General features: G+C 72.2%; 9 protein-coding genes. 6 read left to right on the top strand and 3 right to left on the bottom strand.

Features of this window, described 5'->3' with window-relative positions:
- Window positions 1-96 precede the first annotated feature (96 nt).
- The 3 genes from AB0I82_RS26500 to AB0I82_RS26510 all read right to left on the bottom strand — a co-directional run bounded on the left by AB0I82_RS26500 (window position 97) and on the right by AB0I82_RS26510 (window position 5,316).
- Window positions 97-1,647: an AMP-binding protein gene (locus AB0I82_RS26500; RefSeq protein WP_363259834.1), complete on the bottom strand. Its 1,551-nt coding sequence runs from the start codon at window positions 1,645-1,647 to the stop codon at window positions 97-99.
- Window positions 1,648-1,877: 230 nt separating this feature from the next.
- Window positions 1,878-2,108, bottom strand: a complete 231-nt coding sequence (locus AB0I82_RS26505; protein ID WP_363259835.1) for a hypothetical protein — start codon at window positions 2,106-2,108, stop codon at window positions 1,878-1,880.
- Window positions 2,109-2,370: 262 nt separating this feature from the next.
- Window positions 2,371-5,316 (bottom strand): BTAD domain-containing putative transcriptional regulator, encoded by a 2,946-nt coding sequence (locus tag AB0I82_RS26510; protein WP_363259836.1) that lies wholly within the window; start codon window positions 5,314-5,316, stop codon window positions 2,371-2,373.
- Window positions 5,317-5,538: 222 nt separating this feature from the next.
- Here AB0I82_RS26510 and AB0I82_RS26515 point away from each other — a divergent pair, with 222 nt between their 5' ends.
- The 6 genes from AB0I82_RS26515 (at window position 5,539) to AB0I82_RS26540 (ending at window position 13,109) form a co-directional block, all read left to right on the top strand.
- Window positions 5,539-6,813 carry an amidohydrolase family protein gene (locus AB0I82_RS26515; RefSeq protein ID WP_363260013.1) on the top strand — a complete coding sequence of 425 codons (1,275 nt, stop codon included), beginning with the start codon at window positions 5,539-5,541 and terminating at the stop codon, window positions 6,811-6,813.
- Window positions 6,813-7,763 (top strand): LLM class F420-dependent oxidoreductase, encoded by a 951-nt coding sequence (locus AB0I82_RS26520; protein ID WP_363259837.1) that lies wholly within the window; start codon window positions 6,813-6,815, stop codon window positions 7,761-7,763. The genes AB0I82_RS26515 and AB0I82_RS26520 overlap by 1 nt, the downstream gene beginning before the upstream one ends.
- Before the next feature lie 50 nt (window positions 7,764-7,813).
- The gene (locus AB0I82_RS26525; RefSeq protein WP_363259838.1) at window positions 7,814-8,599 is read left to right on the top strand and encodes a glucose 1-dehydrogenase; all 786 of its coding nucleotides are present in this window, start codon (window positions 7,814-7,816) and stop codon (window positions 8,597-8,599) included.
- Window positions 8,600-8,695: 96 nt separating this feature from the next.
- Entirely contained in the window at window positions 8,696-9,820 is a 1,125-nt protein-coding gene (locus AB0I82_RS26530; RefSeq protein WP_363259839.1) for an LLM class flavin-dependent oxidoreductase, read from the top strand.
- 62 nt (window positions 9,821-9,882) lie between these two features.
- Entirely contained in the window at window positions 9,883-11,622 is a 1,740-nt protein-coding gene (locus tag AB0I82_RS26535; RefSeq protein WP_363259840.1) for a D-aminoacylase, read from the top strand.
- Window positions 11,619-13,109: an aldehyde dehydrogenase family protein gene (locus AB0I82_RS26540; RefSeq protein ID WP_363259841.1), complete on the top strand. Its 1,491-nt coding sequence runs from the start codon at window positions 11,619-11,621 to the stop codon at window positions 13,107-13,109. Before AB0I82_RS26535 ends, AB0I82_RS26540 begins: the two co-directional genes overlap by 4 nt.
- The last annotated feature ends 139 nt before the right edge of the window (window positions 13,110-13,248 follow it).

Below are 13,248 nucleotides of genomic sequence, written 5' to 3' on the forward strand. Positions count from 1 at the left end.
CCGTGTGGACAAGATCACTCCACTTTGCCGGCGCTCGCGCCGGATACACCCGGAATGTCGTTCATCAATTGTGAACTACCCCTGCATTCCCTTCAGTTATCTCGCCCGGCTCTCGTACCGCTCCCGCAGTGCCCCCTTCAGTACCTTGCCCAGCGGTCCGCCGCGCGGCAGCTCGGCCGTGATCTCCAGCTGCTCCGGCAACTTCTGCGTCATCAGCCCGGATTGCCGCAGGTGGTCCGTCAACTCCCGCAGCGTGAGGGCCGGTCCGCCGGGCGACGCGAGCGTGACCACCGCGCACACCCGCTCCCCCCGCTCCCGGTCCGGCAGTCCGATGACCGCCGCCTCCGCCACGGCCGGATGCTCCCGCACCAGATCCTCGACCTCCTGCGCCGAGATGTTCTCGCCCTTGCGGATGATGATGTCCTTCAGCCGCCCGGTCAGCACGAGGTGCCCGTCCGCGCGCAGAAACCCCAGGTCACCGGTGTGGAACCAGCCGTCCGCATCGAACGAAGCAGCCCTCAGCGCCGGGTCCGTGTACCCCTGGCAGACCATCGGCCCCTTGAGGGTCACCTCGCCCGGCTCCCCGGCCGGCAGCGCCCGCCCGTCCGGCCCGGCGATCCGCACCTCCGCACCGGCCACCGGCCGCCCCACCGTCCGCGACAGCTGCTCGTCGGTGTCGTACGGGGTGCCCATCGCGATCATCGGGCACTCGGTCATCCCGTATCCGTGCAGCACCGCGCACTCCAGCTCGCGCCCCGCTTCGAAGTACAGCTCGGGCGGCAGCGGCGCGCCCCCGCCGGACAGCAGCCGCAGCGAGGGGATCAGCTTCCCGCCGTGTGCGCGCCGCCGCGACTCCTCCAGGAACGCCTGGTAGAAGGCGGTGCTGCCGCCCGCCATGGTGACGCCGAGCCGCGCGTACGTGTCCGCCGCCGCGCCCGGCGCGAACGTCTCCAGCACCACCGCGGGAAAGCCGCTCACCAGCATCGCGATGACGTAGTCGGGCCCGGCGATGTGTGCGTACGGGAAGGCGATCGACCCGATGTCCGCCGCCGACATCTCCAGCGCGGTCGCCAGGCCCACGCCGCCCGCGATCAGCGACGCGTCCGTGTGCCGCACGCCCTTCGGGGCGGCCGTCGTCCCGGAGGTGTAGTAGATCCAGCCGCCCTGCTCCCCGTCCGCGGGGAAGCCCGGAAGCGTGGCCGGGTCGCCGTCCGGAAGCCCCGCCCCGCCGCCCACGGTGACCACCCGCGTCCCGTCCGGCGCCACCTCGCGGGCCATCGCCGTGAAGTCGACCTCCCGCCACACCCCCGGTACCAGTACGAACTCCGCCTCCGAAGCGGCGAGTACGTACCCGACCTCGCGCTCCCGGTGCAGATGGACGATCGGTATCTGCACAGCGCCCAGCCGGGCCAGGGCGAGCGAGGCGAGCACCGTGCCGACCCGGGTCGGCAGCTGCCACGCGACCCGCGTACCGGCGCCGATACCCAGCTCCCGGAAGCCTGCCGCCGCGCGCAGCGCCCGCTCGCGCGCCTCCCCGAAGGTGACGGTCCGCCCGTCCGGTTCGTAGAACATGACCGCGTCCGCCGACGCGGCGGCCCGGTACTCGACCAGCTCCCAGAGCGTACGTATCCGACCGGACTCATACACGGCGCGCCTCCCGGCAATGGGCGGGACGGAACGGAACGGGATGTGGCGCGACTGTAGCAGCGAAGCTGACGGCCCGTCAGCTACCTGCGTCCCACCGTTCCCGACCGGCCCCATCCTCGGACCCGTTCCCCGGACACGCCGCAGGGACCGGCTTCGACGGCATCCCCTCCGTGCCATCGAAGCCGGCCCCTGCGATCCCCCGGGTGTGGCTCAGCGGACCGTGCGCCGGCTCAGTGCTCCAGCTTCGGCTCGGCGATCGGCCGGTGGCTGTCCTGCGGCGCCATCGTGCCGTCACCGGCAACCGGCCGCTGGCCCTCCTGCGCGGCCAGGACCTCGTCGCCGATGACGGGCCGGTGGCTGTCCATGGTGACGATCTCGTCGCCGATGATCGGCCGGTGGCTGTCGAGCGGCTTGATGATGTCCTGGTCGTCGGTCCGCGGAACCTTCTTCTCGGTGCTCACAGTGATCAACTCCCGTGTGTGGGCGCTTGCGGTCCACCGCCCGGCGACTCCCCCGTGGGTCGCCGGACGCGTGGACCAGGCCGAACACCATTACGGTGGGGCCGCACCGAGCCGCTTGCCCCCCGAGGCGGCGGTTCGGTACGTAGAAGAGTGACGCGCCGCGATGAACGATCGATAAACGGCGACGATTACCTCGCCGACCTGCGGCGATGACGTCGCCGAGCGACCGGTGACGGCCTCGTCGGCTCCCGGTGACGGCTGGTCAGGCGACCGCGGCCGGCGTCAGCAGCTGCTGTACCTGGGCGCTCTCCGCCGCCCCGAGCCGCTCGTAACTGGACAGCGCCTCCTGCCAGCAGACCCGGGCCCGTCCGGTGTGCCCGACCTGGCTCAGCGCACGCCCCAGCGTGGTCAGCGCGTTGGCGCGCCAGAGCTCGCCGCCGACGCCGCGCAGCGCGGTCAGGGCCTGCTCGGCGTAGTTGGCGGCGCGCGCGGGGCGCTGGCCCGCGAGGTCGACCTCGGCCAGCCGGAAGTACGTCATGCCCTCCCAGAACGGCTGCCGACTGTCCTGGAAGATGGTCAGCGCGGCATTCAGCTGCTGCGCCGCGTCCTCCAGGCGCCCGGCCGCGGTGAAGGCGAGCGCCAGCGCGTACATCCCGTTGGCCAGCCGCCGGGTGGCGCCGATTCTGCGGTAGATCGCGACGCCTTCCTCGGCCAGCCCGATGGCGCTGTCCACCCGGCCGGTGTCCAGATGGACCCGCGAGAGGTTGCACAGCGCGCTCGCCTCGGACTGCTGGTTGCGGTCGTCGCGGAACGCGATCAGCGCCTGGCTGAGGTACGCCTCGGCGTCCGCGTGCCGCCCCTGGGCGCCCGCGATGATGCCGCGGTCGTTGGGCGCGTAGGACGAAGAGATCGGGTCGTCCGTCGCGAGGCCGAGGAGCATCGCCGACTTGGCGTGCTCGTCGGCGTCGTCCAGCCGCCCGGCGAGAGTGCGGATGTAGGCGAGCGAGGTGTGGATACGGGCCTCGGCGTGCTGGTCGCCGAGGGCGCGGGCGGCGGCGAGCAGCGTCGTATTGGCCTGGTCGTGCTGGCGCGCGTCGGCGCCGGACTCGGCCAGGTCCTTGGTGAGCAGCAGCAGGTCGGCGGCGCGGCGCACGGTGTCGGCGCCGGTGGACTGCTGGGCGCAGGCCAGCAGGCAGCCCGCCTCGCTGAACAGCCACTCCAGCGCCACCGCGCGGTCCTCGAACTCCAGCCCCGGATAGCGGGTGTTCTCCATGTGGTCGACGAGGCGGTCGCCGGGACGCTCCAGGGCGTACATGCGGGCCGCCGAGGCCAGGTAGAAGTCCAGCAGGCGGGAGAGGGCCGCGGTGCGCTCGGAGGGCGGGTGCTCGTCGCGCTCGGCGCACGCGCGGGCATAGAGGCGTACGAGGTCGTGGAAGCGGTAGCGCCCGGGGGCCGCCGATTCCAGGAGCGAGGCGTCGACCAGCGACTCGATCAGCTCTTCGGCCGCGTCGACGTCCATGTCCAGCAGCGCGGCGGCCGCCGCGAGCGAGATGTCGGGCCCGTCGGCCAGCCCCAGCAACCGGAACGCGCGGGCCTGCGCCGGCTCCAGCTGCCCGTACCCCAGCTCGAAGGTGGCCTTCACGGCCAGGTCGCCGGCGCGCAGCTCGTCCAGCCTGCGGCGCTCGTCGGCGAGCTTGCGGGCCAGTACGGACACGGTCCACGTGCGGCGCGAGGCGAGCCGGGAGGCGGCGATACGGATGGCCAGCGGCAGGAAGCCGCAGGCGCCGACGACGTCCATGGCGGCCTTGCGCTCGGCGCCGACCCGTTCCTCGCCGACGATGCGCGTGAAGAGGGTGAGGGCTTCCTCGGGGCTCATCACGTCGAGGTCGATGAGGTGCGCGCCGGCCAGGTCGATCATGCGGGCGCGGCTGGTGATCAGCGCGGCGCAGCCCTCCGTACCGGGCAGCAGCGGCCGTACTTGGGCGGAGTCCCGCGCGTTGTCCAGCAGCGCGAGCACCCGGCGCCCGGCGAGCGTGGAACGGTACAGCGCGGCCCGCTCCTCCATGCCGTCGGGGATGGAGGAGTCCGGCGTGCCGAGCGCGCGGAGGAACGCGCCGAGCACGGCCTCCGGCTCGGCGGGGGTGTGGCCCGCGCCCTGGAGGTCGACGTAGAGCTGGCCGTCGGGGAAGTGCTCGCGCGCCGCGTGCGCCACATGGACGGCCAGCGTGGTCTTGCCGACGCCGCCGATGCCGGTGAGCGCGGAGACCGCCATGACGCTGCCCTCGGCCGTGGCGAGCTGCTGGCCGAGCTCCGCGACGAACGCGGCGCGCCCGGTGAAGTCCGCGACGGTGGCCGGGAGCTGCTGGGGGCGCAGAACGGTGGTGCCCGCGCCGGCGTGCTCCTCCTCCGGCGGCGGGCTCGGCGCCTCCAGCCCGGCGTCGGCCTGCAGAATGCGCTGGTGCAGCTCGGCGAGCGAGGCGCAGGGCTCGACGCCCAGCTCGGCGTCGAGCAGACGGCGGGTATCGGCATAGACGGCCAGCGCCTCGGCCTGCCGTCCAGAGCGGTACAGCGCGAGCATGAGGAGCTCGCGGAGCCGTTCACGCAAGGGGTGGGCGGCCGTGAGGGCGGTCAGTTCGGAGACCGCCTCGGCGTGATTGCCGAGATCCAGGTCGAGGTCGAGGCGGGTCTCGGTGAGGGAGAGCCGCCACTCCTCCAGGCGGGTGCGCTGATTCTCCGCGTACGGGCCGGGAACGTTCGCCAGCGGTTCGCCGTTCCACAGGACGAGGGCGGCGTCCAGCAGGTCACGGGCGCGGCAGCGGTCGCCGCTCGCGCGGGCCTTCTCGGCCTCGGCCGCGAGGGCCTCGGCGCGATCCAGGTCGAGGTCGAGCGCGTCCGGACGGGCGGACCGCAGGGCGTAGCCGCTGGACTCGCTGACCAGCGCGTCCGCGTCCTCGCCGAGCGCCTTGCGCAGCCGGGAGGCGTAGGTCCGCAGGGCCGCGAGCGCGGCGTGCGGGGGCTCGTCGCCCCAGATGGCGTCGACCAGTTCGGCGGCGGTGGCGGTGCGGCCGCCGCGCAGCAGCAGGGCGGCGAGCAGGGCGCGCTGCTGCGGGGTGCCGGCCGCGAGCGGGGTGCCGTCCCGCCAGGCCCGTACGGGACCGAGCACGGTGAAGCGGAGCTGCCGCGGCCCCTGCCCCGGACTCTCGTCCATGGTGTCCCCCTGCCTGTGCATCTCGTTCGCATCGGCCAGTCTGCCTTGTCGGCGGCCCCTGCGTCAGTAGGGGCCAGGTCTGTGCACAATCCCTCCCCCTGTGATCCGGTGGCCAGTACGGGCGACCCCGGAAGGTAATCATCCGTTTCTGTGTTGCTCACGCTGTTGCCGACAGCTTTACTGACGACCCGTCAGATCGGCGCTACGGTAAGGCGCATGGCGATGGACACGGAGACCACGCAGCCGTCGGGCGCCCCGGCCTCGGACGCGGCGGAGCCCTTCCCCAGGATCATCTCGGTGGACGACCACACGGTGGAGCCGCCGCACGTCTGGCGGGACCGGCTGCCCGCCAAGTACCACGACACCGGGCCGCGCGTGGTGCGCGCGCCCCTGAAGGAGATGACCTTCGTGGGCGGAAAGTTCGCCCCGAAGATGGGCGCGCCGGGTGACGACGGCCCGCTCGCCGACTGGTGGATCTACGAGGACCTGCACCGCCCGCTGACCCGGCTGGACACCGCGGTCGGCTGCTCCCGGGACGAAATCAGGCTGGAGGGGATCACGTACGAACAGATGCGACCCGGTTCGTACAGCGTCCCGGAGCGGCTGGCGGACATGGACGTCAACCACGTCCAGTCGGCACTGTGCTTCCCCACCTTCCCGCGCTTCTGCGGGCAGACGTTCACCGAGGCCAAGGACCGTGAACTGGGGCTGCTGGGGGTGCGCGCGTACAACGACTGGATGGTGGAGGAGTGGTGCGGCCCCGAGGCGCGCGGCCGTCTCATACCGCTCACCCTCATCCCCCTGTGGGACGCCGAACTCGCCGCCCAGGAAGTGCGGCGCAACGCGGCCCGCGGCGTGCGCGCCGTCTGCTTCAGCGAGATCCCGCCGCACCTCGGCCTGCCCAGCATCCACACCGACTACTGGGACCCCTTCCTGCGGGCCTGCGACGAGACCGGCACGGTCATCGCCATGCACATCGGCTCGTCCTCGAAGATGCCGTCCACCTCGGCGGACGCGCCGCCCGCCGTCGGCTCCACGATCACCTTCGCCAACTGCTGCTTCTCGATGACCGACTGGCTCATGAGCGGCAAGTTCGACCGCTTCCCGAACCTGCGGATCATGTACGCGGAGGGTCAGATCGGGTGGATCCCGTACATCCTGGAGCGCGCCGATGTGGTCTGGGAGGAGAACCGCGCCTGGGGCGGCGTCGCCGACAAGGTCACCCGCCCGCCCTCCGAACTCTTCGCCGAGCACGTCCACGGCTGCTTCTTCGACGACGCGTTCGGCCTGCAGAACCTCGACGCGATCGGGGTGGGCAACGTCCTGTACGAGACGGACTACCCGCACTCCGACTCCACCTGGCCGAAGTCCAAGGAGGTCGGCGAGGCACAGATGGGGCACCTGGCCCCGGACGTGATCGACCGGATCGTCCGCGGCAACGCGATCGAGCTGCTGGGGCTGACGGCGGCCGGCCGGTGGGCGGGGGCGGGCGCCTGATGGTGTGGGCGCCGGAGGCGGGCCGGCTCGTGTACGGCATGCAGCTGCCCGTCCAGTCGCAGAGCACCCTCTACGCCGAGCCCTGGGAGGCGGGGGCCGGGCCGCGCGACCTGGTGGAGATCGCCAGGGCCGCCGACCGGCACGGCTTCGCGTACGTGGCCTGTTGCGAGCACGTCGCGATCCCGCGCCGGCTGGCCGGGGCGATGAGCACGGTCTGGTACGACCCGGTGGCCACGCTCGCGCATCTCGCGGCCGTGACCGAGCACGTACGGCTGCTGAGCCATGTCGCCGTGGTCGGACTGCGGCATCCGCTGCTCACGGCGAAGCAGTACGCCACGCTGGACGCGCTGTCCGGCGGGCGGCTGATCCTCGGGGTCGGCGCCGGGCATGTACGGGAGGAGTTCGAGGCGCTGGGGGTGAACTTCGAGCGGCGGGGGGCCGTACTGGACGAGACGGTGGACGCCTTGAAAACGGCCCTGGGGCCGGAGGAGTTCCCGTCTTTCGCGGGGGAACGGTTCTCCTTCGAGGGGCTGGGCCAGGCCCCGCGGCCCGTACAGACGCCGCGCCCGCCGCTCTGGGTCGGAGGCTCCTCGCCCGCCGCCGTGCGCCGCGCCGCCGAGCGGGGCGACGGCTGGCTCCCGCAGGGCGACCGCAGGGACCGGCTGCCCGGGCAGATCGCCAGGCTGCGGGCGCTGCGCGAGAAGGCGGGCGTGCGCGAGCCGCTGGTGATCGGCGCCATCGCCGAGCCGCTGTACGTCGGCGAGCCCGGCTGGGACACCGGCAAGTGGACGCTCACCGGTTCCCCCGACCGCATCGCCGACTCGCTGCGGGAGTACGCGGCCATCGGCGTACACCAGATCCAGGTCCGCTTCCGCAGCCGCAGCCGCGCGGAACTCACGGACCAGATGGCGGCCTTCGGGGCGGACGTCGCCCCGCTGCTCACCAGTTGACCCGACCGAGGCGTACCGAGACGTACCGACGCGTACCGAGGAGTGCACGCATGGGCAAGCTCGACGGGCGGGTCGTGGTGATCACCGGCGCCGCACGCGGACAGGGCGAGCAGGAGGCGCGGCTGTTCGCGGCCGAGGGCGCCCGGGTCGTCCTCGGCGACGTACTGGACGAGCAGGGGCGGGCGCTGGCGGACGAGCTGGGCAAGGACACCGCGCGGTACGTGCACCTGGACGTGGCCCGGGAGGAGGACTGGACGGCCGCCGTGGCCGCCGCCAAGGACGCCTTCGGCGGGATCGACGGGCTGGTCAACAACGCCGGCATCCTCCGCTTCAACGAGCTGGTCTCCACACCGCTCGACGAGTTCCAGCAGGTCGTCCAGGTCAATCAGGTCGGCTGCTTCCTCGGGATACGTACCGTCGCGCCGGAGATCGCGGCGGCCGGCGGCGGCACGATCGTCAACACCGCCTCGTACACCGGCCTCACCGGCATGGCACTCGTCGGCGCCTACGCCGCGAGCAAGCACGCCGTGCTCGGGCTGACCCGGGTCGCGGCGCTGGAGCTGGCGCCCCGCGACATCCGGGTGAACGCGGTGTGCCCGGGCGCCGTGGACACCCCGATGACCGACCCGGCCGCGCTCGACCCGGCGGCCGACCCGGCCGCGTCCCAGCAGGCGGTGGACGAGCTCTACCGGAAGCTCGTACCGCTGGGGCGGGCCGGCCGGCCCGAGGAGGTCGCGGCCCTGGCGCTCTTCCTGTCCTGCGCGGACTCCTCGTACATCACGGGGCAGCCGTTCGTCGTGGACGGCGGGTGGCTGGCGGGCGTCGGCTTTTTCTGATGGGGCGTCAGCTATTGACGGCCCTGGTGGCTACTGGGACAGTCGATCGCATTCGAATCTGACGGTACGTCAGAAAAATTGGGATGGTGAACCCCCTTGGAATTCGGGCTCTTTGTACAGGGATACGTCCCGGCGGCACGCGCCAAGGCCGACCCCGAGGCGGAGCACAAGGCGCTGATCGAGGAGACCGAGTACGTCATCCAGGCGGACCGCTCCGGCTTCAAGTACGCCTGGGCCTCCGAACACCACTTCCTGGAGGAGTACTCCCACCTCTCCGCCAACGACGTCTTCCTCGGCTACCTCGCGCACGCCACCGAGCGCATCCACCTCGGCTCCGGCATCTTCAACCCGCTCGCCCCGGTCAACCACCCCGTCAAGGTCGCCGAGAAGGTCGCCATGCTCGACCACCTCTCCGGCGGGCGCTTCGAGTTCGGCTCCGGGCGCGGCGCGGGCAGCCACGAGATCCTGGGCTTCATGCCGGGCGTCACCGACATGAACCACACCAAGGAGCTCTGGGAAGAGACCATCGCGGAGTTCCCCAAGATGTGGCTCCAGGACGAGTACGTGGGCTTCAAGGGCAAGCACTGGGAACTGCCGCCCCGCAAGGTCCTGCCCAAGCCGTACGGGAAGGGCCACCCGCCCATGTGGTACGCCGCGGGCTCCCCCTCCTCGTACGCGATGGCCGCCAAGAAGGGCCTCGGCGTCCTCGGCTTCAGCGTGCAGAAGGTCTCCGACATGGAGTGGGTCCTGGAGTCCTACAAGTCGGCGATCAAGGACGCCGAGCCGGTCGGCGCGTTCGTCAACGACAACGTGATGGTGACGTCGACGGCCATCTGCGCGGAGACGCACAAGAAGGCCGTCGAGATCGCCGTGAGCGGCGGCCTCAACTACCTCCAGTCCCTCCTCTTCCGCTACCACGACACCTTCCCGCGGCCCGAGGGCATACCCGAGTGGCCCGAGCTGCTCCCCGAGTACACCGAGGAGCTCATCGAGCTGCTGATCGCCGAGGAGCTGATGATCTGCGGCGACCCGGACGAGGTGCTGCGGCAGTGCAAGCGCTGGGAGCAGGCGGGCGCCGACCAGCTGTCGTTCGGGCTGCCCATCGGGATCTCGCCCGAGGACACGAAGAACACGATCAAGCTGATCGGCGAGCACGTCATCCCGAAGATCGACACGGACCCGGTGCACCGCACCACGCGCTTCCGCCGGGCGGCCGGCTGACGAGCCCGTCCCCGATCCGACGAGCCCGTCTCTGATCCGTCTCTGAGAGGAGTACCGGCACCATGCTCGACCACCTGATCAAGGGCGCGACCGTCGTGGACGGCACGGGCGCACCCTCGTATGCCGCGGACGTCGGCATCCGGGACGGCCGGATCGCCGTACTCGCCGAGCCGGGCGCGGTCGCCGAACCGGCACGTACGACAGAGGACGCCGAAGGACTCGTCCTCGCACCGGGTTTCATCGACCCGCACACGCACTACGACGCGCAGCTCTTCTGGGACCCGTACGCCACCCCGTCCCTGCACCACGGCGTGACGACGGTCGTGGGCGGCAACTGCGGCTTCACCCTCGCGCCCCTGCACCCCGACCGCCCCGAGGACGCCGACTACACCCGGCGGATGATGAGCAAGGTCGAGGGCATGTCCCTGGTCGCGCTGGAGGAGGGCGCGCCCTGGGACTGGCACACCTTCGGCGAGTACCTCGATGCGCTGGACGGACGGACCGCCGTCAACGCCGGCTTCATGGTCGGGCACTGCGCGCTGCGCCGCCACGTCATGGGCGCCGACGCCATCGGCGGACAGCCCACCCCCGAACAGCTCCAGGAGATGCTGCGGCTCTTCCACGAGGCGATGGACGCGGGCGCCTGGGGCCTGTCCACCACCCAGTCCTCCTCGCACTCCGACGGCGACGGCGCGCCCGTCGCCTCCCGGCACGCGGGCCCCGACGAACTGCTCGCCCTCTCCCGCGCGGTCGCCGACCATGAAGGCACCCAGCTGGAGGCCATCGTCGCCGGCTGCCTCGACCATTTCTCCGACGCCGAGATCGACCTCTTCGTCGCCATGTCCGCGGCCGCCGGACGGCCGCTGAACTGGAACGTCCTCACCATCGACGCCGCCGTACCGGAACGCGTACCGCGCCAGCTCCTCGCCAGCGAACGGGCCCGCAAGGAAGGCGGCCGGATCGTCGCCCTCACGATGCCCATCCTCACCCCCATGAACATGTCCCTGGGCACCTTCTGCGCCCTCAACCTCATCCCCGGCTGGGGCGAGATCCTGGGACTGCCGGTGGCCGAGCGGATCGCGAAACTCCGCGACCCGGACGTACGCGCCGAGATGCTCCGCCGCGCGCAGAGCAAGGAGGCGGGCGTCTTCCGGCGGCTGGCGGACTTCGGGCGGTACGTCATCGGCGACACCTACTCGGCGGAGAACGAGGGCCTCACCGGGCGCGTGGTGCGGGACATCGCCGCCGAACGCGGCCAGGACCCCTTCACCTGCCTCGTCGAGATCTGCGCCGCCGACGACCTCCGTACCGTCCTGTGGCCCATGCCCCCCGACAACGACCCGGCCAGCTGGGAGCTGCGCCGGGAGACCTGGGAACACGAGGACGTGCTGCTCGGCGGGTCCGACGCGGGCGCCCACCTGGACCGGATGTGCGGCGCGCCGTACACCACCCGCTTCCTCGGCGACTGCCTGCGCGGCCGCAAGCTGGTCGGCCTGGAGCGGGCCGTGAAGATGCTCACCGACGACCCGGCGCGCCTCTTCGGGCTGCGCGACCGCGGCCGGATCGCCGAGGGGTACCACGCCGACCTGGTCCTCTTCGACCCCGAACGCATCGACGCCGGGCCCGCGACCCTCGTCCACGACCTGCCCGGCGACAGCCCGCGGCTCGACTCGCGCGCGCTGGGCGTGGTGAGCGTGCGCGTCAACGGCATACAGACGCTGCGCGACGGCGAGCCGACCGGGGCCGTACCGGGCACGGTGCTGCGCTCGGGGCGGGACACGGAGACGGTGAGTACCCGGTGACGCGCGACGAGCATCCTGGGACGCGCGGGGAGCGGCTGTTCATCGGGGGCCGGTGGGTGGCCCCCGAGCTGGGCCATTACGAGGTGATCGACCCGGCCACCGAGGAGGTCGTGGGGCTCGCCCCCGAGGCCAGCCGGGAACAGGTGTACGCGGCGGCCGCGGCGGCCCGCGAGGCGTTCGGCCCCTGGTCGCGCACCGCCCCCGAAGAGCGGGCTCGCATTCTGGCCCGTACCGCGGAGATCATCCGGGCGCACGCCGGGCCGTACGCCGAACTGGCCCGCGCCGAGTCCGGCGCCACCACCGCCACCGCACGCGGCATGCAGGTCGCGGTGGGCGCGGCCCGCTTCGACCGGTATGCGCGCGGCGCCCTGGAGCCCGTCGAGGAGGCCCTGCCGCCGCAGATCAACGAGGCCGGGCCGATGGGCAGGGCAGGCATACTCGGCGCGCTCGCCGTCCGCCGCCCGGTCGGCGTCGTCACCTGCATCACCTCCTACAACAACCCCTGGGCCAACCCGGCGGGCAAGATCGCACCCGCCCTCGCCATGGGCAACACCGTCGTCGTCAAGCCCGCGCCGCAGGACCCGCTGTCTGTCTTCCGGATGGCGGAGGCGCTGGAGGGGGCGCTGACGGAGGCCGGGGCGCCGCCGGGCGTGGTGAACGTGGTGACCGGCGCGCGCCCCGAGGTGGGCGAGGCCGCGGTCGACGCGCCGGACGTGGACATGGTCAGCTTCACCGGCAGTACGGCGGTCGGCCGGGCCATCGCGGAGGCGTGCGGCCGCGGCATGAAACGTCAGCTGATGGAGCTGGGCGGCAAGGGCGCGGCCCTCGTCTTCGACGACGCCGACCTGCCGGCTGCCGTGGCCGGCATCGGCACCACCTTCTCCTTCTACAGCGGCCAGATCTGCACCGCGCCCACCCGGGTGCTCGCCCAGCGGGGCGTGTACGAGCGGCTGGTCGAGGGGCTCGCGCGGTACGCCGGGGCCCTGAAGGTCGGCGACCCGCGCGCCAGGGACACGGTCGTCGGCCCGGTCATCTCCGCGGCCCACCGCGACCGCGTCGAGGCGTACCTCGCGCTCGGCCGCAAGGAAGGCGCCCGGCTGGTCACGGGCGGCGAGCGGCCGGGGCTCGACCGCGGCTGGTACGTCGCCCCCACCCTCTTCGCCGACTGCACCCCCGACATGCGCATCGTCCGCGAGGAGATCTTCGGCCCGGTCGTCTCCGTCCTCCCCTTCGACGACGAGGAGGAAGGCATCGCGCTCGCCGGCGACAGTGAGTACGGACTGATCGACTACGTCTGGTCCGGCGACGTGGCCCGCGCCTTCCGGGTCGCCGGCCGGCTGCGCGCGGGCGGCGTCGGCATCAACACCGTGGGCCGCAACATGGAGGCCCCTTTCGGCGGCTTCAAACAGAGCGGAGTGGGCCGGGACGTCGGCTCCTACGCCCTGCGCGCGTACAGCGAGCTCCAGTCGCTCGTCTGGCCGGGGTGAGCCGTACGAGGACTCGCCTGCGGCTCCCGTGCGACGCCTCGCTCACGACTCGTCAGTCCGGATAGCGGACAGCCAAGGGAAATTTTTGAATCCCATCAAAACGGACACGGCTGCGGTTCCCGTAATCCGGATCTCAACT

Source organism: Streptomyces sp. NPDC050315 (assembly GCF_040655775.1).
GTDB lineage: Bacteria > Actinomycetota > Actinomycetes > Streptomycetales > Streptomycetaceae > Streptomyces.